Annotated in this window: 17 protein-coding genes; 8 read left to right on the forward strand and 9 right to left on the reverse strand. The window is 42.8% G+C overall.

Going from position 1 to position 21,263, the window contains the following annotated elements; all coding sequences use genetic code 11:
- Positions 1-172: 172 nt before the first annotated feature.
- A complete protein-coding gene (locus tag QL898_RS08360; protein ID WP_290176460.1) occupies positions 173-1,780 on the reverse strand; it encodes an inorganic phosphate transporter in 1,608 nt (535 codons plus the stop codon).
- Positions 1,781-2,347: 567 nt separating this feature from the next.
- Entirely contained in the window at positions 2,348-4,057 is a 1,710-nt protein-coding gene (locus QL898_RS08365; protein ID WP_290176461.1) for an ATPase, read from the reverse strand.
- A gap of 320 nt (positions 4,058-4,377) precedes the next feature.
- Between QL898_RS08365 and QL898_RS08370 the strand changes: the two genes are divergently transcribed.
- The 5 genes from QL898_RS08370 to QL898_RS08390 all read left to right on the forward strand — a co-directional run bounded on the left by QL898_RS08370 (position 4,378) and on the right by QL898_RS08390 (position 10,393).
- Positions 4,378-5,091, forward strand: coding sequence for a hypothetical protein (locus QL898_RS08370; RefSeq protein ID WP_160020830.1), 714 nt, complete (start codon positions 4,378-4,380; stop codon positions 5,089-5,091).
- Between the two features lie 90 nt (positions 5,092-5,181).
- The gene (gene ubiE / locus QL898_RS08375; RefSeq protein ID WP_240990893.1) at positions 5,182-6,282 is read left to right on the forward strand and encodes a bifunctional demethylmenaquinone methyltransferase/2-methoxy-6-polyprenyl-1,4-benzoquinol methylase UbiE; all 1,101 of its coding nucleotides are present in this window, start codon (positions 5,182-5,184) and stop codon (positions 6,280-6,282) included.
- A 118-nt stretch (positions 6,283-6,400) separates the two neighbouring features.
- Positions 6,401-7,105, forward strand: a complete 705-nt coding sequence (locus tag QL898_RS08380; RefSeq protein WP_290176462.1) for a hypothetical protein — start codon at positions 6,401-6,403, stop codon at positions 7,103-7,105.
- A gap of 102 nt (positions 7,106-7,207) precedes the next feature.
- Positions 7,208-8,869, forward strand: coding sequence for an AarF/UbiB family protein (locus QL898_RS08385; protein ID WP_290176463.1), 1,662 nt, complete (start codon positions 7,208-7,210; stop codon positions 8,867-8,869).
- A 96-nt stretch (positions 8,870-8,965) separates the two neighbouring features.
- A complete protein-coding gene (locus QL898_RS08390) occupies positions 8,966-10,393 on the forward strand; it encodes an FAD-linked oxidase C-terminal domain-containing protein (RefSeq protein ID WP_290176464.1) in 1,428 nt (475 codons plus the stop codon).
- Between the two features lie 106 nt (positions 10,394-10,499).
- Here the strand turns inward: QL898_RS08390 and ruvB are convergent, their stop codons facing one another.
- The 5 genes from ruvB to QL898_RS08415 form a co-directional block, all read right to left on the reverse strand.
- Complete coding sequence (ruvB, locus tag QL898_RS08395; protein ID WP_057760949.1) at positions 10,500-11,483, reverse strand: Holliday junction branch migration DNA helicase RuvB; 984 nt, start codon at positions 11,481-11,483, stop codon at positions 10,500-10,502.
- Positions 11,484-11,658: 175 nt separating this feature from the next.
- Positions 11,659-12,279: a Holliday junction branch migration protein RuvA gene (ruvA, locus tag QL898_RS08400; RefSeq protein WP_160020826.1), complete on the reverse strand. Its 621-nt coding sequence runs from the start codon at positions 12,277-12,279 to the stop codon at positions 11,659-11,661.
- A 78-nt stretch (positions 12,280-12,357) separates the two neighbouring features.
- Positions 12,358-13,395 (reverse strand): class II fructose-bisphosphate aldolase, encoded by a 1,038-nt coding sequence (fba, locus tag QL898_RS08405; RefSeq protein WP_160020825.1) that lies wholly within the window; start codon positions 13,393-13,395, stop codon positions 12,358-12,360.
- 413 nt (positions 13,396-13,808) lie between these two features.
- Positions 13,809-14,195, reverse strand: coding sequence for a hypothetical protein (locus QL898_RS08410; protein WP_057760955.1), 387 nt, complete (start codon positions 14,193-14,195; stop codon positions 13,809-13,811).
- Between the two features lie 257 nt (positions 14,196-14,452).
- Complete coding sequence (locus QL898_RS08415; protein WP_290176465.1) at positions 14,453-15,667, reverse strand: phosphoglycerate kinase; 1,215 nt, start codon at positions 15,665-15,667, stop codon at positions 14,453-14,455.
- Between the two features lie 505 nt (positions 15,668-16,172).
- On the opposite strand from QL898_RS08415, the gene QL898_RS08420 reads away from it, so the two are divergent.
- Positions 16,173-16,502 carry a TraR/DksA C4-type zinc finger protein gene (locus QL898_RS08420; protein WP_160020822.1) on the forward strand — a complete coding sequence of 110 codons (330 nt, stop codon included), beginning with the start codon at positions 16,173-16,175 and terminating at the stop codon, positions 16,500-16,502.
- Between the two features lie 65 nt (positions 16,503-16,567).
- On the opposite strand, the gene QL898_RS08425 is transcribed toward QL898_RS08420, so the two are convergent.
- Complete coding sequence (locus QL898_RS08425; RefSeq protein WP_160020821.1) at positions 16,568-17,236, reverse strand: thiamine phosphate synthase; 669 nt, start codon at positions 17,234-17,236, stop codon at positions 16,568-16,570.
- 87 nt (positions 17,237-17,323) lie between these two features.
- Positions 17,324-18,406 (reverse strand): serine hydrolase, encoded by a 1,083-nt coding sequence (locus QL898_RS08430; protein WP_057760963.1) that lies wholly within the window; start codon positions 18,404-18,406, stop codon positions 17,324-17,326.
- Between the two features lie 393 nt (positions 18,407-18,799).
- Between QL898_RS08430 and QL898_RS08435 the strand changes: the two genes are divergently transcribed.
- The gene (locus QL898_RS08435; protein ID WP_101206382.1) at positions 18,800-19,435 is read left to right on the forward strand and encodes a response regulator; all 636 of its coding nucleotides are present in this window, start codon (positions 18,800-18,802) and stop codon (positions 19,433-19,435) included.
- A 34-nt stretch (positions 19,436-19,469) separates the two neighbouring features.
- Positions 19,470-21,227, forward strand: a complete 1,758-nt coding sequence (locus QL898_RS08440; RefSeq protein ID WP_290176466.1) for an ATP-binding protein — start codon at positions 19,470-19,472, stop codon at positions 21,225-21,227.
- Positions 21,228-21,263: the final 36 nt, after the last annotated feature.

Below are 21,263 nucleotides of genomic sequence, written 5' to 3' on the forward strand. Positions count from 1 at the left end.
TTAATTCTCGCCCATTGGTCATCTCGTAGGGCATGGCGTCTTGTCATGAGGGTTTTACTCAGATTGCTAAATATAGAGTTACTATAGCTTATTCTAAAATAACTGTGCTAATTGATGACACGCCCTAGTTATTCAAACTCAATTACGACGATTCATTGATAAAAACAGCGCATTAAAAAATGTTGCTCAATACCAGATAGCTGATGGCAGACATAGTAGCCGCTGCAGGCAGCGTCACAATCCAAGCCAAGCCAATCGGTTTCATAAGCTTCCAGTTAGTATCTCTGTTGACGATACCGATACCCAATACCGCACCTACTAGCGTATGAGTACTTGATACAGGCAGACCCATTGTCGATGCGCCCATTACAACAGCAGCAGCAGCCAATTCAGCTGAGAAGCCTGAAGCTGGATGCATTTTCGCTAGATTGGTACCAACGGTTTGAATTACTTCTTTACCAATGAACCAAAGACCAACGATTAGTGCCACACCGAAGGTCAACATAACAGCAGGTGGCACAGCAGCTTCAGTAGCGATACTATTGGTACGAATCACATCCATGATAGCGGCAAAAGGACCAACCGCATTGGCGATATCGTTTGAACCATGACTGAAGGCAAAAGCTGACGCGGTAAAGACCTGCATCCAGCTAAACATAATGAACGTCGCTTTGGTCAAATCTTCTTTGTGTTTACCGCGAATACTCTTGGTATAGATATAGGTCGCTAACCATACTAGCGCCGCTATCATACCCATAATCAAGAAGCCCTGCAGTGTGGTCAGGCCGCTATTAACATTTTTAAGACCTTTAAAGACGACTAGAGAAGTCATTACCGCACCACCTGCGGCAGCAATGATAGGTACCCATTGCTTAAGTGCTTTTAGAGTATCAAGGCTACTGCGCTCATTCTCAATATCATAAAGCTTTTTGTAGTAATCAGTTTCTAGATCTTCAACGTTACAATCATCATCTTTATAGATTTCCTGATCACGTAGCATCGCTGACGTATAGGCCAATTGCTCAGACTCTGTCAAACCATCCAAAAACTCTTTGTGGTTTTGCTTTAAGACTTTTTTATTGCCTTTTAGCGTAGCAATATAAGCTTCAGTTTTATCATTATATTCAATGATATTTTTCTTGATTTGTCCATATAAAAGATAAGACAACACGCCACCTAGTAGCGGTGACAGCACCCAAGAAATAGCGATAGTTCCAACCGTTCCCCAGTCTACCGTTGATAGCGCCATGTCCGTACCACCTAACGTGATACCTAAAACAATGGAGCTACCAATCACACCGCCGATAATGGAGTGAGTGGTCGAAACAGGCAGACCTTTTTTGGTCGCAAATAACAGCCAAAATGCTGCTGCAACCAATGCGGAGAGCATGACATAAATGAACTGATTGGGCGTCACTGATAGACCATCTAGATCGACGATGCCGCTTCGAATCGTATCAGTCACCTCCCCGCCTGCAAGGACTGCCCCCGATACTTCAAATATCGCGGCAATACCCAATGCTTGCGGGATAGTCAACGTCCCTGCACCCACCGAAGTACCAAAGGAGTTGGCGACATCGTTACCACCGATATTGAATGCCATAAAGACACCAAAAGCGGTCGCCACAATGAATAGCGTCGTTTGCTGACGCATGGTGTAATCTAAACCCCACCACAAGAAGTAGGAAGTCATCGCAATCAGTAAAATGGCAAAAAATAGATTGATTCTCATAGAGCCAACTGGCTTGACTGACTCTGTAGAACTGCTGCTAATACCCATACGTTAGTACGTCCTGCGTAAGCTGATTAAAATTATATGAGGTTGATAATATTGCGCTGCTACTCACAGTGCTTGTTACGGCATCTAATGAAGTAGCAATAGAAAATATATAACATGCGGTTAGAAGGTCTTAAACCGACTATAACGAAAGGAGAAGTACATCCTTCAACATGTCACAAAGCCGCAAGTGATATTGCCAAATCGTCTGATTACAGCATCTTGCGGCTTATATATTTCTTAGCGATATTTGTGGTATTACTAACAGCTATTGTAACAATTTTTGTCGTAATTATTAAGTTATCTATACTAAATAACTAAAACACGTTGTTTGCTAAATTAAAATTATTATTTAGCAGAAGCTGTTTTGCGCTTTATTATATTAAATATGAGCACATAATGCATGATGATATTGCGAGATTTGTAACTGCGAGTGTATACGGACAATACCACACTCTATAAAAGACAGGATAGCTCAAATATGTTTCGAGCCATCCTACTTAGGAAATACTTAGGAAATACAATTATATGAGCCTATAAGAATCCTTAAGCTTCAGGCATTTCTAACAACTACTTACTTTCAGTAAATGCAGACAACTGCTCAATAGCATGATCTAACACGTCTAAACGCGCCTGACGCTTTTCGTTGGTCGCAATGACACACCATGGCGCTGTCGTTGTATCCGTGCGTGCCAGCATATCTGCTGCAGACTGCACATAGTCTGACCATTTATCACGGTTACGCCAGTCATCATCCGTTAGTTTAAATTGCTTATGCGGTGTTTCTTGACGATCTTCAAACCGTTTAAGCTGCTCTTTTTTATCAATCGCTAACCAATACTTGATAACCAACGTTCCTGCTGCTGCCAAGTCCGCCTCAAAACGATTAATTTCATCATATGCTCGTTGCCATTCATCAGTAGACGCAAATCCTTCGATGCGCTCAACCAACACGCGCCCATACCAAGTACGATCGAAAATAGCGATACGGCTAATACGATTGGTTTGCTCGTCAGGCAATCTCGTCCAGAATCGCCACAAGTAAGGATGCTGGGTCTCATATAACATCGGCGCGCCAATATTATAGATTTGATACTCGCGAGGATCTAACGGTGCGACCAACCTTTTGATTGCACCGCCCTTGCCAGCAGCGTCCATTCCTTCAAAGGCAAACACAACATGCCGACCTTGGCGTGCACGTAGCAACTCAGCTAGTTTTGCTTGCTTCTCCGTCAATGTTTCACGATAGTCGGACTTACTGATTTTTTTATCTTTAATAGATGTCAGTTGCTTAGGTATCAGTACAGGCTCAAACTGTTTTTGCTTAGTATCTGAGTTAAGTTTCAGTTTTTCGGACTGGGAACGGTTTTCTGACGTTTCCTTGTTATTGTCGTTGTCGTTGTCGTTGTCATTGCTATCTGCCTGACTACTCGCCAGCGCGGTTTGCATAGCATGTAGCACCAAGTGACAAAAATTATCAGCGGCCTCTGACTTATCATCACCATCAATGATGACCCAGTCATCCTGTTGACGCAGCAAGGTCGCAGCTACCTCATTAAACTTCTCAATGACTTGCTTATTGTTCCAGTCAATTTGATACAAAAACTGCGGATCTGCTTCGTCATCCTTTAAGCGACTGTGCAACGTTTCGATATCAACATGAAACCAGCATTTTAATAACTTGGTTTGATTGGCAATGAGATCGTTTTCAAATGCTTTTAGCGTGTCCAACTGCTGCTGTAGATAGTCTTGCCACTGAGCGATAGGAAGCAGATTTTTATCTTTTTGCCCTTTATTATTTGATAATGCTTCAAGGTTCTCACTATCTGATGTCGCTAGTCGCATGACGTTGTATAATAAATCAGCATACCAGTTGCCGAAATACACCATGACATCACCATGGCGCGGCATGGCGCTAGTATGCGCTTGCCAAATGGGTTGATAGTTCAATGGCGAATGACCAATGGTAGCCTCAACTTTAAGCAGCCTTGGATCTACCCATTGCCGTAACTGTTTAACGGCGGTACCTTTACCCGCCTGCTCCATTCCATTAACTAGTACTAACAGACCTGTTGGTTTATTGAGGGTCGGCGGCGTTTGCTGGCGAGTGGCTTTTAAAGCATACTGAGCTGTCACCAATGCCAATCTAAGCGAATCCTCATCCAGTGAAAACTGACTTAAAGGATTAGGCTTTAGACGCTGCTCTACAACTTGCTCACTAAATTGTGTACTTACCGCTTGTGGTGCTTTTGGTTCAGTAGTATCATTTTTTTTAGACATGTCTACACTCGCTATTATTCTTATTGGGCTGCTTTACTAATGAATGACTTATGGGATAGCTCTCGATAAGATAACTCTCAATATTTCGATCTTATTGTTCATTTTTATTTCATTTAATCATAGCACTACGCCAATCGGGTAAATAATATTACTGTGTAACAGATTGGTATTTGTATTCTTAATTATTTTCTTTTAAGGTGAACGCAATTTTGAGTATAGTATAGAACAGTTGTTCAAAAGCTCATAACCCTGAATCACGATACTTAAAACAACCATACTTAAATTTGATCACCCTATTTACTTCTACAGGATTCACTGCCATGACCGCTTTAGCTGATTTACAACAGCATTTAACACGTTTTTGGGCGATGCCTCATCACCAAGATGATGCATTAAACGCTAAGCTCAAAGAAGTACAATCATGGCAACAAGCACGTCTCCAGAAAACGCATCGCGAGCTATTTGAACAACCTAAAAACCAACTAATGGCAGATTACTTCCTCACCCAACTATATGGCGGCGAAGAATTCAAGTTATTGGCAGAGCAGTTAGCACGTATCTTGCCAAAAGCGAAAAAGCTAGAACGTCTTGCTAAAGAGTCAGCCCTAGAGGCTGGTAGCATGGGTATCCAAGCAGCGATTTTTGCTATTGAGCTAGATCTGCATTTAGCCCAGTGGTTACTCGCTCAAGATTTGCCAGTAAACGAAGAGAATATGCTAGCCGCCTACCGTACTGTCGATGAAGAAGACGAGCGACGAGTTCAGATTGCCAATTTAAAAGACGTCTGTTATCGCACGGACAAACACCTAAATTCGTTTATGCTCAAAAAAGCCTTTGCACTAGCAAAAAGTACAGCCTATCGTCATGGCTACCAGCCGCTTTATGATTTTATTGATACAGGCTTTAAGGCCATGAAACCTTTGAGCAGCGTCAGCGATTTTATTGAGCCGTTCTGCAAGCGTGAACTGTCCATTATTGATCAGGTTCATGATACGGATAATGGCAGTAAGCCGATAGCGTTTGGTGTATCATAAGGTCAATATGTTAAATAGCCAATTGACGCTTACTATTTAACGACTTCCTCCGATAAAGACAATCATAAAAATAAATTCTAGGACAACATAATGACTGATAATTCAAAAAATAGCAGTGCTCCTTTTAATCAAGCCACAACGACCAATGGTCATTTGCAAGACAAGCTGGTAAAAGACAGTATTGCTCATAATCAGCAGATTAGTGCGCAGATATTACGCAATCAAACAACCAATGTCGTGCCGAGCAAAAATAATAGCGTTGCTAGTGATGACAATAGCGACTTTACTAAAGTTCAAGACCTACCAACTGGGACGCCGCAAGGCCAACAAACTACTATGCCAAACAACGACAAAACGACTCGCACAAACACTTCAGAGCAAACCATAAAACAAACCCTGTTCAATCAGCGTGATGACATCAATAATCCGCACACGCCTGAAACAGACGGCAACGAGCAGACGCATTTCGGCTATAAGACAGTCAATAAAGCAGAAAAACAAGCACGTGTGGCTGACGTATTCACTTCTGTTGCCAAAAAATACGACATCATGAATGACTTGATGTCATTTGGTATTCATCGTCTGTGGAAGCGTTATGCGATTAGTCTATCGGGCGTGCGTGCTGGTCAGCATGTCCTTGATATCGCTGGTGGTACGGGCGATTTGGCTAAAGTATTTAGCCGTGAAGTCGGTAGAAATGGCCATGTCGTACTATCTGATATCAATGCTGCGATGCTAGAAGTGGGCCGTGAGCGCCTGATCAATGCTGGTTGTAATAACGTTGACTTTGTATTAGCAAACGCTGAGACGTTAGCACCATTTGATGACGAAAGCTTTGATTTGGTCACTATTAGCTTTGGTTTGCGTAACGTCACAGACAAAGATGCCGCGCTAAAGTCTATGTATCGCGTCCTAAAGCCAGGCGGTCGTCTATTGATTTTGGAATTCTCAAAGCCAGTATTTGAGCCACTATCTAAAGCCTATGATTTGTATTCATTTACTGCATTGCCAGTGATGGGTAAACTGATTGCTAATGACGCTGAAAGTTATCAGTACTTGGCTGAGTCAATTCGTATGCATCCTGATCAGCAGACACTTAAGCAGATGATGCAACAGGCTGGTTTTGAGAACTGTGATTATCATAACCTGACTGCTGGTATCGTGGCTGTCCATCGCGGCTTTAAAGCGTAACGATAGAGTACGATTAGCAAGACTATTACGTTTAACAGACCATATTGAACCTAACACGAACATACCATGCGCTGATGCAGCTAATGCAAAGGCGCTCACTTACCGATGCGAGAGCCTTATGCTGACTGTCCTTCTATTAGCTGGAGCCGAAAAGCTAATTAACATTGCCATTGCTAGTGATGAGATTACCAAAGCAGGTTTAGCGCCGCTTGCAGGTAAGGTGTTACGTCTTAATATGGGACTGCCTGAGATTCATTTAGACATCCTGTTCACTCATGAACGTTTGCGCTTTGAGCCGGTCACGACGGAGAGCGTATTTGAGCCAAGTGGCCAGATGAGTGAGCGCCAAAAAGCCAGCATGGAACGCGCACGTTTTGGTCACAGTCGTCCAGACTGCACCATCACCGTAGACAATGCCGCTCAACTGCTCAATCTAATGCGTGGCGCAGAAGGTAACCTGCCAATTGCTGGTGATTACAAGGTGCTAATGCAGCTCAAACAACTGGTTGCAGGATTTGATCCTGACGTGGCTGGACAGCTTGAGCCGTTTATTGGTAAACCAATGGCTAGCCAGTTACACCTTCTTATCTCTCAGCTTAAAGGTAGCTGGCGTCATAGTGCCAAACGTGCTTTTGATGACGTTAGTGATTGGGCCAATGAAGTGGCTGGCAATAGCACACCTGACCCTATCGAGATGACTGAAGTAAATGATCTTAAGCAGCTATTGTTAAAATTACGTGCTGACGTCGAACGAGAAGAAGCCAAACTTGCTGCTATTAAAGAAGAGCAAGCACAGTTTCTTAACAACTCGTTTCATCAATAGCCGATTGCATCAATCATAAATGAACGCTATTACCGATAGTACTATTTATGATTAAGCACAGCGCCTACCCCTTTTTCGTCTTTGTTTAGAGTACCTAACCTCATGCTATTATCGCACCGCGCTCGTCTACTTGAGCTTTGGCGTATCGCCGCAATGTATCGCCTTGATACCCATTTTTCTATCGAAGAAGCACCGCAGCTACAACCTTTAGCGCGATTGATTCGCATGCATCCAGCAGCATGGGGCAAGAAGCACCAACCAAATGCGATTAAGTATGCGCTTGAGGACATGGGTACGCTGTTCCTAAAATTAGGCCAGTTACTCTCAACGCGTCGCGACTTGGTGCCGCCTGAGATTATCGCTCAGTTGATTCAGTTGCAGGACAAAGTTAAGCCTTTTAACGCTGATATTGCTGTCGCTCAAATTCAACACCCTAAACATGGTCTTGGCCAACCGATTGAAAAGCTGTTTGCCCGATTCGATATCAAACCGTTAGCAGCTGCTTCTATTGCCCAAGTTCATACTGCTGCCTTACATGATGGGCGTGAAGTCGTGGTAAAAGTAGTGCGCCCTGATATTCGCACTGTGATTGTTTCTGACTTTGAACTGTTGCGGGAATTGGCAAGTTGGGCATCTGCACGAATTGAAGCAGCACGTGCTATTCATATCATCGATATTGTTGAAGACTATCGGCAAGTCATGCTCAATGAGCTTGATTTGACGCTTGAGGCTGATAATACTACTCAGATGCGTAATAACTTTTTGGGTTCAGCATTGATGTATGTGCCTGAAGTTTATGAGGCTGCCAAAAACGTGATGGTCATGGAGCGTATCCAAGGCGTTCCTATCTCACAAGTTGAGATGTTTGATCAGTTAGGTTATGATCGTGCAGCGCTTGCAGAAAAAGGCCTAACGATATTTTTCACCCAAGTCTTCCGTGATAATTTCTTTCACGCTGATATGCATCCAGGCAATGTGTTCGTGGAGACGCCACCTGTGCAAACTCTACATGCAGGTATGGCCGCAGTTGATTTAGGTCATGAACCACGTTATATCGGGCTTGATTGCGCCATCATGGGCACTTTATCAAAAGACGATCAGCTCATCGTAGCGCGGATGTTACTTGCCGTAATGAATAATAACTTTACCGCTGTAGTCGATATTGTGAGCCGTGCAGGTTGGATACCACCAAATGCTGATAAGCATGCCCTAATGCGTGATATGAAACGTACCGTTGGTCCTATGCTACAGAAGTCGATCGATGATATCGACTTTGCTGGCGTACTGATGCAGATTTTAGACATTGCGCGTAGACACCATATGAGTATCCCACCGCAGCTGATGCTTCTGCTAAAAACCTTGGTCCATGTGGAAGGACTTGGTCGTGATTTGTATCCTGACCTGGACATTTGGTCACTTGCCAAGCCAATTCTAAGCAGTTGGATTAAAGAGCAGTTAGATCCTATGCGTAATCTACAGCAACTGCGTCAACAACTGCCTGAAATGCTTCTGTCTACTACCGATATTCCTAAACTATTAGATCAAGGGCTACAAAGCCTTGCCTCACAGAGCTCTCGTCAGGACAGTCAACTACGCGAGATACAACAGATTCGCGCTGACATGCTAAACGACCGTCGTCGTGATTGGTTGGCACTTGCAGGGTTTGCTATTTTTATTGCTATCGCTACGCAAGTTATCGGCTGGCTATCACCTATATTTTATATACTGGCTATTTTGGTAGTTGTTTGGCGCATCCTAACTTAGTTATGATAGAACAAATGTCTGTCAACAAAGCATATCAAATGGATATTGAATATGCTAAGTTAATGCTAAATATTCTCGTGATCTATAGGAACCCTCATGTCAGCGCTACCACTGTCACAGACCCATAACACTAGTAAACCAGACTATAGTGAGGCTATCACAGCTTTGCAAGAACGCTTTGGCAAGCAACTGAGTTTGAACACTACAGTGCGTGAGCAGCATGGCCATACCATGACGTGGTTAGCCAATCAGCCGCCAGATGCAGTATTAACAGTACAGGACAAACAGGAAGTAGCTGCGGCCGTTGAGATTTGTCATCAGCATCAGATGCCAGTGATTGCTTTTGGTATCGGCTCTTCTTTGGAAGGACAATTAAATGCTCCCTATGGTGGACTGTGCATCGATATGCATGCGATGGATGCTATTTTACAGGTCAATAATGAAGATCTGACTGTTACCGTTCAGCCCGGCGTGACGCGTGAGCAGCTAAACCATTATCTGCGCGATACAGGGCTGTTTTTTCCGATAGACCCCGGTGCTAATGCCAGTATTGGCGGCATGGTCGCCACTCGTGCCTCAGGTACTAATGCGGTGCGTTATGGCACTATGAAAGATGTGGTACTCGCACTAGAAGTAGTGACCGCAAGTGGCGATATCGTACGAACAGGCACACGCGCTAAGAAGTCTGCAGCCGGTTATGATTTGACGCGCTTGATGATAGGCTCAGAAGGCACGCTTGGTATTGTCACTGAGGTCACGCTGAAACTATTTGGTATTAGCGAGTGTATAGGCAGCGGCATTTGTCATTTTTCAACCATTGAAGATGCTTGCCAGGCAGTAATGCTAACGATTCAAATGTGCTTACCTATTGCTCGTATCGAGCTGCTTGATGCAATGCAAATCAAAGCATGTAATCAATATGCCAATCTCGATCTAACCGAAACGCCTACGCTATTCGTCGAATTTCACGGTACAGAGGCAAGTGTTGCTGAACAGGCGCAAATATTTGCTGATATCATCGAAGAGTTTGATGGTCGTGATTTTGCTTGGGATACCAATGAAGCTGAGCGTAAACGTCTCTGGCAGGCAAGACACAATGCTTATCATGCTAGCTGTGCGTTACGTCCTGAGACAAGCGCCCTATCGACTGACACTTGCGTACCTATTTCGCGCTTGGCAGAATGTGTCAACGCCACTGCAAAAGATATTGAAGCATCAGGGATGATTGGACCAATTGTAGGTCATGTAGGCGACGGTAACTTTCATGTTTTATTATTGGTCGATACCAATAATCCTGAAGAGGTAGCTACCGCTGAGGGTATTATCGGTCGTCTCGCCACACGGGCTATCGAGATGGATGGTACTTGTACGGGCGAACACGGGATCGGACAAGGCAAACAAAAATACATGCAGCAAGAACATGGTAATGCGCTGATACTTATGAAAGCTATTAAGGCAGCCCTCGACCCTAAAAACATCCTTAACCCAGGGAAAATATGGCCTGAGGCTTTATCTATTTCCTAATACTATTAGAAAAACTAAGACCATACTAAAACCAAAGCAATAGCCAAAAAAAATACGCCTACTTCTCATCAAAAGCAGGCGCATTTTTTTGGCTAAAAACTGATTGCTATAACATCTGGTCGATTGCCATCTGTGTCAGTACGCGGCCACGAGCCGTACGCAGCACATAACCTTGTTGAATCAGATATGGCTCAATTACGTCCTCAAGTGTACCCCGGTCTTCAGCCATCGCAGCTGCTACTGCTTCAACACCAGCAGGACCACCATCGAAGCGCTCGTGCAATATTTCGATATAACGTCTATCTAGATGATCAAGACCACGTCTATCCACTGCCAACATATCTAACGCGCTACCAGCAATCGCGCCATTAATACTACCGTCGCCTCTTACCTCGGCATAGTCACGCACACGGCGTAATAGGCGGTTAGCAATCCTTGGTGTACCACGTGCGCGGCGGGCAATCTCTACAGCGCCATCTTCACTCATTGGTACGCGCATTAGACGTGCTGCTCGGCTGACAATCGTCGTTAGATCAGCGATGTTGTAAAACTCAAGGCGCTGTACAATACCAAAACGGTCACGTAGTGGTGAGGTTAGCAGCCCTGCTCTAGTTGTTGCTGCTACCAAGGTAAACGGCGGCAAATCAAGCTTGATAGAACGTGCAGCAGGCCCTTCACCAATCATAATGTCTAATTGGAAATCTTCCATTGCTGGATAAAGGATTTCTTCAATAACCGAGCTTAGACGGTGAATTTCATCAATAAACAGTACGTCACCCGCTTCTAGATTGGTCAGCATGGCTGCCAAATCTCCTGGGCGCTCAAGCACAGGCCCTGAAGTAGAACGCAGATTACCACCCATTTCACGAGCGATAATATTAGCGAGGGTCGTCTTACCCAGACCCGGTGGACCAAATATAAGTGTGTGATCTAGCGCTTCGTCACGGCCACGTGCAGCACCGATGAACACTTCCATCTGCTCACGTACCACCGGCTGACCAATATACTCAGCCAATAATGCTGGTCGGATATTGGCATCAGGAGCGTCACTTGCACCTTCTAGCGGATTAATTAAACGATCTTGCGTCATAGAATTTATCATTATATTAAAAAATTAGTTAACAAATAGCATAAACAAACGCTGCGCATAAGTCATCCAAAACCTTATTAAGCGAGCACTAAAACGAAAATAAGCGACATTTAATGTCGCTTATTAATTTAATACATTATGTGGTTGTCATCGATAGACGACTAATTAATATAAATTAAAAGCCAGATAGCTGCTGCAAAGTAGCTTTTAACAAGCCTTGAGTATCAGCAAAAGTATCTCCTTTACTCTTAGCAGCTTTAATCGCTAGCTGAGCTTCTTTTTCTTTATAACCCAAGCTAATCAACGCGCCTTCCACTTCAGCAATAATACTACCTTCATGAGAAATCGTAGTTTCCTGAGGCGTTAATTCAAACGCACCACTATCAACGTCGATATTCTTTAACTTATCCTTTAGCTCAATTAATAAGCGTTGCGCCGTCTTTTTACCGATGCCTGGGATACGAGTTAATGCCGTCTCCGACTCTTGTTCGACGTGCATCTTTAGCTCAGCTGCTGACATTGCAGACAGCATAGCCAAGGCCATTTTTGCCCCAACCCCGTTAATTTTAATTAACTGGCGAAAGACATCACGCTCTTTTCGATCGATAAAACCGTAGAGCAACTGGGCATCTTCGCGAACATGGAAATGTGTCCAAATGCTGGCTTGTTCATTAAGCTGTAACTGACAAAATGAAGGCAATGGCAGTTCGATATCATAACCCACACCAGAAGTCGTCATGATACAAGCCGTCGGTGCCATCAAGTACTGCACCTGTCCGGAAATCAATCCAATCATTATTTACGACCTCTTATGTAAAATATTATAAAATCAGCTGCTACTTCATGATTAACAACTACGTTCTACAACAAAGTCTTATTGGTAAAAATTCACCATACCTTCAAGACTGGTTGGGCGAATTTTGTGTGCTTGACCTGCAGAGCCAAACGCTTCAAAACGATTGGTACAGATATCTGACATCGCTACCATAGATGCTTTAAAGTATTTGCGTGGATCAAATTCACTTGGATTTTTTGCAAGGAATTCACGGATAGCACCAGTTGAAGCCAGACGCAAATCCGTATCGATGTTTACTTTGCGCACACCATGTTTAATCGCTTCAACGATTTGCTCAACTGGCACACCATAAGTTTCGCCAATATCACCGCCATTTTCATTAATAACTTTTAGCCATTCTTGTGGCACTGATGAAGAACCATGCATGACAAGATGAGTATTAGGAATACGGGCATGAATCTCTTTTACGCGCTCAATAGACAAGATATCGCCTGTCGGTGGACGTGTGAACTTATAGGCACCATGACTAGTACCGATAGCAATCGCCAATGCATCGACATTGGTATCTTTTACAAACTGCTCAGCTTCATCAGCACTGGTCAAAAGCTGCTCATGATCCAATATGCCTTCAGCACCAGAACCGTCTTCTTCACCAGCCATACCAGTTTCAAGACTACCTAGGCAACCGATTTCGCCCTCTACAGAAACACCGCAAGCGTGTGCCATTTTGACGACTTCGCGCGTGACGCTAGCATTGTAGTCATAATCCATTGGCGTTTTGCCATCTTCACCAAGTGAGCCGTCCATCATCACTGATGAAAAACCTAACTGGATTGAGCGTTGGCAGATAGCTGGCGACATACCATGATCTTGATGCATTACTACTGGAATATGTGGCCATTCTTCGATCGCAGCGATAATCAAATGACGCAAAAATGCTGACCCTGCATAGTTACGTGCGCCTGCACTGGCTTGGACAATGACAGGTGAATCACAAGCATCCGCAGCCATCATGATTGCACGCATTTGCTCTAAGTTATTGACGTTAAAGGCAGGAACACCATAGCTGTGTTCAGCGGCATGATCTAGAAGTTGACGTAAGGATATTAGGGCCATAAGACGCTCTCTGATTAGATTTTGAATAGTATTTTAAAAAACAGCTTGATAGCAATCATTTCACTGTATATTCGACCATACTAACCGTATATAGGCTAGTAAAATTCTGAATGATATTGGATATGATTACCACGCGGTGATTATAGCAAAAATTGTTCTGTCTTCGTAGCGGTTGACCGACTATTTGTCAGTCTATACCGTCTTTTGATCTCAGTTTAACTTTCATAAAGTGACAGTTTATAAACTATCACAATGACGTACAACGCAAAAAGCCTTGGCAATCACCAAGGCTTTTCTAGTATTTTGAGGCTTATAAAGCAATGACAATTTTTAGAGATTATTTACCGCTGATTATCTATCAACCGATAGCGTCCCTTTAAATCAGTCATTATAGTGCTTAGTTATCGCGTAGCTTAGTACTGTTGCTCTGCATCAACTGCAACATCATTTGCGCCATCAGCAACAGCGTTAGCGCCATCAGCAACAGCTTCAGCAGTATTTTCAACCGCTGTGTTAGTGCTTTCAGCAATAGCATCGCCAGTGTTTTCTAGAGCGTCTGTCGCAGCTGCACCAGCAGTGTCAGCGCCTTCGGCAATTTCAGTACCAGCGTCTTGAGCAGCAGCTTCAGCTTCAGCAGCAGCAGCATCTGTTTCAGCGGCAGCAGCATCAGCGTTTGCAGCAGCATCATCGCCAGCAGATTCAACAGCAGCTTCAGTGTTTTCTTCTGTTTGTTGGCTACATGCAGTGATTGCAAAGGTACCAGCAAGTACGCTAGCAAGTAATAAATGACGTTTTAACATAATAAACCTCTCGTAAATAATGCATGTCAAAATACATGGTCGCGCTATTTTATAGAGTGCGAATCAGACATGCAATAATAATTTTCAGTATATAAATAAATAATGACTGCTTAATAATAATCGATGGCTATTGCACCTACTTATGCTAATAAAAACAAGTAAATCAACAGCCAAAATATTATTTTTACAGACTACCTTAGTTATTTAAAGTTAGTTGTACGTCTAATGTTACTAAGCTACAGAGTATCGTTAATTAGTTAGGCATCTATTTGCAGCGCAGCGACTGCCGGAAGTACTTTACCTTCAACAAACTCTAAAAACGCACCGCCACCTGTTGACATATAGCTCACACCATCAGCAACCTGATATTTATCGATAGCCGCTAACGTATCACCGCCGCCCGCGATAGAGAAACCATCGCCGTCTCTTACAGCAGTAGCCAATATCTGTGTACCTTGCCCGAAAGCGTCAACTTCAAAGACACCCACTGGACCATTCCACAAGATAGTTTTTGCATTAATAATGGCATCAGCAAGCTGTTTTGCGCTTTCTGGTGCGATATCCAATATCATGTCATTGTCACCGATCGCATCAACTGATTTGATCGTTGCGGTGGCTTTTTGCAATGAGCCAGTAAAGTCAGCAAAATCGATGTCGTTTTTATCAGCGACTACGACGTATTCAGGCAGTAGAATTTCAGTCTTGGTCATAATGTCACGCGCAGTATCGAGCAAGTCTGCTTCGTACAATGAGGCACCCACACTATGGCCTTGTGCTGCTAAGAAAGTATTAGCAATACCGCCACCAACGATAATCTGTGTGCAAACTTCAGCCAAGCTGTGTAGTACTTCTAATTTCGTAGATACTTTTGATCCACCAACGATAGCAAGCATTGGCTGTGCTGGTGTTTCAAGCGCTAGGCTTAAAGCATCAAGTTCAGCAGCTAACAACGGCCCTGCACACACAGTTTTGTCTGCTTGACGCATCGCTTGCGTAACGCCTTCTGTTGATGCCTGTGCACGGTGCGCTGTACCAAAAGCATCCATCACAAACACATCGCACAAATCAGCGTACTTTTTCGCTAGCGTGGCATCGTTTTTCTTTTCACCGTCATTGAAGCGTACGTTTTCTAATAGAACCACTTCGCCAGATTTTACATTGGCACCTTGGGTAAGATAATCAGTATTAAGACGTACAGGTGTCGATAGTTGCGAGCTTAATTTTTCCGTCAAGTAGTCAGCAACTGGTGCCAATGAGTATACAGTTTCAGGATTGCCTTCTGTTGGGCGGCCTAAATGTGAGCAAACAATTACCGCAGCACCTTTTTCGAGCGCCATTTTGATGGTAGGAAGACTGGCTTGCAAGCGCGCATCGCTCGTGACCTTACCGTCTTTAATAGGTACATTTAAATCTTCTCGAATCAAAACTACTTTATCCGTTAAGTTCAATTCACTCATACGCAAAAAATTCATTACCTGCTCCTATGCATCAATCTATCTGTTAATTTGCGATTACTGTCGTTACTAATATGACTATTATAGTCCGCTCTATATAAATCAGATTCGATGCTAAGCTCGATCGATCTACTATTTCGTAGCATTCTCGCTCGCCTAGCTTATAACTACGCTATCTTATATCTAAGCTATAGAGTCACTATCAGCTTTATTACTTTTTAATGTTTTTTAACGCTTAGCTCTGACACTTATCAAACCACTCTGATGATTCGATCAAGTAAGCAGAATTCAGCGGCGGTGTATTCTACCAGTTTTCTAGCGCAGTCTCACAAGCAACCTGTCACAAATTTCAGCATGTTTAAAATATTTAGTCTATATTCTCAGACCATTATTCGATGACAACAATTGCAGTTGCTAGCTTTAAGCATAGTCAATAAACCGTAACATTTCGTGGTGGTACTCAGCAGTCAAGCTCTTTATGATAGAAACATTGACAATAAAAATAACCCATTAGGAGAAAATAATGAGCATCAATCTAGACACTGCTAAACAAAACTTATTAAAATTAAAAGATGAGTACGAATCTCGAATTGATAAAATAGAAGATCACATCCAAAATCCGCAAGATGATCTCAATGAACATTGGGAAGATCAGGCCATATCCTATCGTCAAAACGACATGCGCAAAAATTTGATGAGCGAGGCACGTCAAAGCTTAATCTATGTCGAAAATGCATTGAGTCGGATTGAAAACGGTACTTATGGCGAGTGTGAAGTCTGCGGCGAGCCAATCGAAGAGCAACGCTTAGAAGCGCTACCCTATGCTACCTTATGTATGGAGCACGCTGAGTAGCGCTATCATATTAATATTATATTATAAGACTATTGCTACTCCAAAACCTATCTAAGAAGCGTACTTCAAGTAGGTATTTTCCATTTAGAAAATGCCTGCTGCCATTCATGACAACGCTGCGCTATGTCTGCTACTGGCAAGTCCATAATATCCCCAACTACTGCTACAAGCGCAATGGGCAAATCTACTAGCTCTGAGATGTTTTCTGCGGTTAACCCACCTATTACACAGATTGGTATGCCTTGCTGACATCCTTCAAAAAGCTGCTGACGCGAAACGATGTTAGCATTTGGCTTAGTTGTAGAAGTAAATACAGCACCCATCGCAGCATAACTTGCGCCGTCATTTTTTGCTTCTTTAATCAGCGCTACATCACCATGGCAGGTACGACCGATTATTTGATGCGGCGATAAAGACTGTAGAGCATCACCGATACTGCCGTCTGTTTGACCAAGATGTACCCCAACGCCAAGCCTTTCGGCAAACTTCACGTCATCATTAATAACAACTGTCACGTTGTACTTTTTAGCTAACTCAACAATTTTTTGTGCCTCATCAAAAAGCTTTGTAGCTCCATCAGGCAGACTAAGAACTTGTTTACGACGAATTTGTAATAGCGCAATTAACCCTGTCGACAAGGCTGCCTCTAGCTTTTGATATAACAGCTCAAACTCATCATCGTTGGTCAATAAATATAGCTTAGGTATAACTGAAGAGAATGGTGAATAACTCATAGCATGTATCCTTAATGCTTAAATTCAACACAATAAAAAAGCCGTTATATGATATAACAGCTTTTTTATACATTTAGAACAGCAAACTTATACTGTACGGCGTGTAGCCAAACTATTTAAGATATTTTTAGCATCGCCCCAACGTGTTGCTGAGCTGTTTGCCCCTAAGATAACGATAATCGCAGGACGATTGTTGACACGAGTTTCCATCACAACACAACGTCCAGCTTCATTAATAAAGCCTGTCTTAGAGATTCCGATTGGATAGCTACCATCACGAACCAGCGTACTGGTATTACTGGCTTTGTAGGTACGGTTACCACTTGAGTAATTTGAGACAAAAAAGTCATAGCTCTTAGTGGTAGAAAAACGACGAATCACATCATAGTTGCCAGCAGCACGTACCATCTTGACCAAATCTTTTGACGAAGCTACATTACGCTTATCAAGTCCAGTTGGATCGCCAAAAAATGCCGTATTCATGCCCAAATCTTGCGCTTTACGATTCATCGCACGCATAAAGGCATCATATCCACCTGGGTAGTTACGTGCCAGACTCTTCGCCGCTGGATTTTCAGACTTCATCAATGCCATCAATAGCATCTCAGCACGGTTTAAACGATCACCTGATTTCAAACGCGAGCTTGCACGCTTTGGACCAACGAAATCTTCTGGATCAAGCGTGATTTCTTCACGCATATCAAGGCCTGCATCCAATACGACCATAGCCGTCATAACCTTGGTGATACTAGCCATAGGACGCGCGATATCAGCATCTTTTTCGTAGATAGATTCGCCTGTTTCAGCATCGATCACCGCAACACTACGTGAATCCGTACTAATCGGAATCATATCGCTGCTACCGAATGCCCCACGATAAGTTGTGTTATAGCGAGCACTATTGGTGTTATTACTACTAGCAAAACTATTAGTATTCGTAATATTGGTAGTGCCGTAGCCATTATCAACTTTCTTAATAGCAGAGCCATTGGACTTGTACATTATGTTACGAGCTTCAGACAAACTATCAGCGCCGCCCCAACTCAGGCGTGCACTAGAAGCAGTGTCAGTGCTACCATTAATTGTAAGTGCGGCTTGTGCAACACTGCCCAAACTCAATGAAATCATAGCAGCGATCAATTGCTGTTTGGTTAATGGTAGTTGCTTCATTATGCCTCCTGCTGTCGCTATTACGCCAGTTACATATTGTCTGACGCCAAAAACGTACGTAGCGTTTATAGATGTGTTTGTAAGTACTCACATAGAGCTTTTGTATTTTTAGTGTATCATGGTTTACATTTAAGTTTAATCTATCAAACTGATTTAGTAGTTTTTTTTGGTTTCGTTCAAACTTTACTACAACCAATTTATATTACAGAAACATCAATTCACACTGCAGCAATATAATTTAACTTCGAATGTTATGATTACTCGTATTTTGTTATATTAATCAGCGGTATTTTGAATATACGAAGATGACAATAATGGTTGAAATATATTCGTTTTTTATACTATTTGGACCTAATAAAGCGTTCATTCTGACAATCAATAAAGAGTATGGTTATGATTAAAGTATTAGTGGTAGATGATCATGATTTGGTACGGATGGGTATTAGCCGTATGTTGTCAGACAGCCCCGATATTGAAGTAGTAGGTGAAGCAGACAGCGGTGACATGGCTATCAAACAGGCCAAACAATTACATCCTGACGTGATTTTGCTAGACGTCAATATGCCGAATATTGGCGGGCTCGAAGCAACCAAACGCCTGATACAACTCGACATGGGTATCAAGATTTTGGCGGTCAGTAGTATGTCTGCACAGCCCTATCCCTCAATGCTGATCAAAGCAGGTGTGAATGGTTACATTACCAAAGGCACGCCGCTTGATGAAATGATACGTGCGGTCAAAAAGATTTATCAAGGAGGTCGTTACTTCAGTCAAGATGTTGCTGAACAGTTAGCAGACGTTTTATTATCTGATAACGCAAACTCCCCTTTTGACTTATTAAGTGACAGAGAAAAACAAGTGGCGATGATGGTTGTTAATTGTCAGAGCCCTCAGCAAATAGCTGATCAATTATTTGTTAGCGTCAAGACTATTAATACGTATCGCTACCGTATTTATGAAAAAGTTGGGGTTGATAGTGATGTTAAACTGACTCATTTGGCCATTCGTCATGGTCTGATTCAACCATAAACCATTTTAGCGTTTATTTTATTACGGCCAGTTTATGAACCCTGCTACCAACCTTAGCTCTGCCATTACTCGTTATGTACATCACGACGATACGCTTCCTCTGCCGCAGTTGCGTAAGTTGGGGTTGATCTATAGCAGCTATCGTTTCGTCGTTAGCCTGTTCTCTATGCTCATGCTATACATCTCTGCTCGTACCGGTGATAGCGCGTCTTTACCGAGTTTTTTACAACAAACGACTCTAAGCTTCTATGTACTTCTAAGCTTGATACTGCTTGGATTATTTTATGTCGTTAGAAAACATATGCGCCGCCAATTGGCATTCGGACTGGCCTTAGACGTTATTATATTAAGTCTACTGCTCTACACGACAGGCAACCCTGATTTGCAGCTAACCATGTTATACATGGTAGTCGTCGCGGCTAGCTTTATGCTACTACATGGTTCACAAGCGCTGGTTATTACGTTACTTGCCATCATTCTCGTTATTTATCAGCAATTTTTCTACGCTATTGCTAATAGCATGAGTCTAGCCAATCTAGGTGATGCGCTACTGATGTCAGCGAGTTTTTTAGCAGTGGGCGGTTTGAGCTGGTCTATCTCTCAGCGATTAGTACAGCTTGAGAAAGTCGCGGCAAACCATGCTAAGGAAGTCGAGCGACTTAACGTGATTAATCAAGAAGTTATCACGCAGATGGTGAATGGTGTTATCGTTATCGATAAGCAACATATTGTCTTAGCAAATCTTGCAGCACATCAATTGCTGAGCCTTTCGCTTGTCACGCCTACTACAGCACAGAATACCCTTGACGATACAAAAGAGACTCATAACAAAGCACTTCTCTCTAATTTTGAGCAGCAACTCAATGAACAGCATTCCCAGTTGTTTCATGCCTGCTTGTCAGTAGCATCTGGGCAGTCACGCGCTTTTACCTACGATGTGCCAGCTGTGGCAAATGCCTCAATATTTGGCAAATTACGTGTACAGATTATTCCACTAAAAGACGATAGCAAACTTGTCATATTAGAAGACTTACGCCGTGAGCAAGCTAATGCTCAACAACTAAAACTGGCTTCTCTAGGGCAATTAACTGCCAGTATTGCCCATGAAATCAGAAACCCATTAGCAGCGATATCGCAAGCCAGCCAGCTATTAATGGAAGATGTTGCAGAACAAATGGAAGATGACAGTGCATTAACAAGTGAATCGAATGCTGCCATGACCGGCAACCATGAGCTTTATGAAATGATATTTTCACAGACAAAGCGTGTAAACCGTATCATCGAAGATATTTTAAAGCTGTCTCGTCAGCAGACGGCTACCCAGCAGGTGCTCGAATTGGCTGAATGGATGCCATCATTTTTGGAGAATTATTTCCAAGGACACGACATTTTTCTACGAATAAAAACCAAACCCATCATATCATTTGATACTCATCAGTTAGAGCAGATATTAATCAACCTAATCAACAATGGCCTGCGTTATAGCAGCTATGCTCATCCCCACGCTTATGTAGAAATCGACATTTACTGCGCAGACAACGATGTTATAATCGATATATTAGATAATGGTGATGGTGTTAGTGCTGGAAATTTAGAACTTTTGTTCGATCCATTTTTTACAACAGATAAAGCTGGTACAGGACTGGGGCTCTATTTATCACAAGCATTTTGTGAAGCCAATCAAGCGCGTTTACTCTACATTCCTGAACATGAGAAAACATGTTTTCGATTAATTGTACCTTCTATTAAATCTGATAATAAATTTCAAACTATCGAAGAAAATCTTACCTAAATTTATCTTTTGAAAGCTATTACGCCCATTTAGACC

This window comes from Psychrobacter sp. APC 3279, from assembly GCF_030407795.1.
Classification (GTDB): domain Bacteria; phylum Pseudomonadota; class Gammaproteobacteria; order Pseudomonadales; family Moraxellaceae; genus Psychrobacter.

Bases quoted from the DNA above. Each gene is read 5' to 3' on its own strand.
- QL898_RS08360 (WP_290176460.1), bottom strand. From the start codon at position 1,780: ATGGGTATTAGCAGCAGTTCTACAGAGTCAGTCAAGCCAGTTGGCTCT.
- QL898_RS08365 (WP_290176461.1), bottom strand. From the start codon at position 4,057: ATGTCTAAAAAAAATGATACTACTGAACCAAAAGCACCACAAGCGGTA.
- QL898_RS08370 (WP_160020830.1), top strand. From the start codon at position 4,378: ATGACCGCTTTAGCTGATTTACAACAGCATTTAACACGTTTTTGGGCG.
- ubiE (WP_240990893.1), top strand. From the start codon at position 5,182: ATGACTGATAATTCAAAAAATAGCAGTGCTCCTTTTAATCAAGCCACA.
- QL898_RS08380 (WP_290176462.1), top strand. From the start codon at position 6,401: ATGCTGACTGTCCTTCTATTAGCTGGAGCCGAAAAGCTAATTAACATT.
- QL898_RS08385 (WP_290176463.1), top strand. From the start codon at position 7,208: ATGCTATTATCGCACCGCGCTCGTCTACTTGAGCTTTGGCGTATCGCC.
- QL898_RS08390 (WP_290176464.1), top strand. From the start codon at position 8,966: ATGTCAGCGCTACCACTGTCACAGACCCATAACACTAGTAAACCAGAC.
- ruvB (WP_057760949.1), bottom strand. From the start codon at position 11,483: ATGACGCAAGATCGTTTAATTAATCCGCTAGAAGGTGCAAGTGACGCT.
- ruvA (WP_160020826.1), bottom strand. From the start codon at position 12,279: ATGATTGGATTGATTTCCGGACAGGTGCAGTACTTGATGGCACCGACG.
- fba (WP_160020825.1), bottom strand. From the start codon at position 13,395: ATGGCCCTAATATCCTTACGTCAACTTCTAGATCATGCCGCTGAACAC.
- QL898_RS08410 (WP_057760955.1), bottom strand. From the start codon at position 14,195: ATGTTAAAACGTCATTTATTACTTGCTAGCGTACTTGCTGGTACCTTT.
- QL898_RS08415 (WP_290176465.1), bottom strand. From the start codon at position 15,667: ATGAATTTTTTGCGTATGAGTGAATTGAACTTAACGGATAAAGTAGTT.
- QL898_RS08420 (WP_160020822.1), top strand. From the start codon at position 16,173: ATGAGCATCAATCTAGACACTGCTAAACAAAACTTATTAAAATTAAAA.
- QL898_RS08425 (WP_160020821.1), bottom strand. From the start codon at position 17,236: ATGAGTTATTCACCATTCTCTTCAGTTATACCTAAGCTATATTTATTG.
- QL898_RS08430 (WP_057760963.1), bottom strand. From the start codon at position 18,406: ATGAAGCAACTACCATTAACCAAACAGCAATTGATCGCTGCTATGATT.
- QL898_RS08435 (WP_101206382.1), top strand. From the start codon at position 18,800: ATGATTAAAGTATTAGTGGTAGATGATCATGATTTGGTACGGATGGGT.
- QL898_RS08440 (WP_290176466.1), top strand. From the start codon at position 19,470: ATGAACCCTGCTACCAACCTTAGCTCTGCCATTACTCGTTATGTACAT.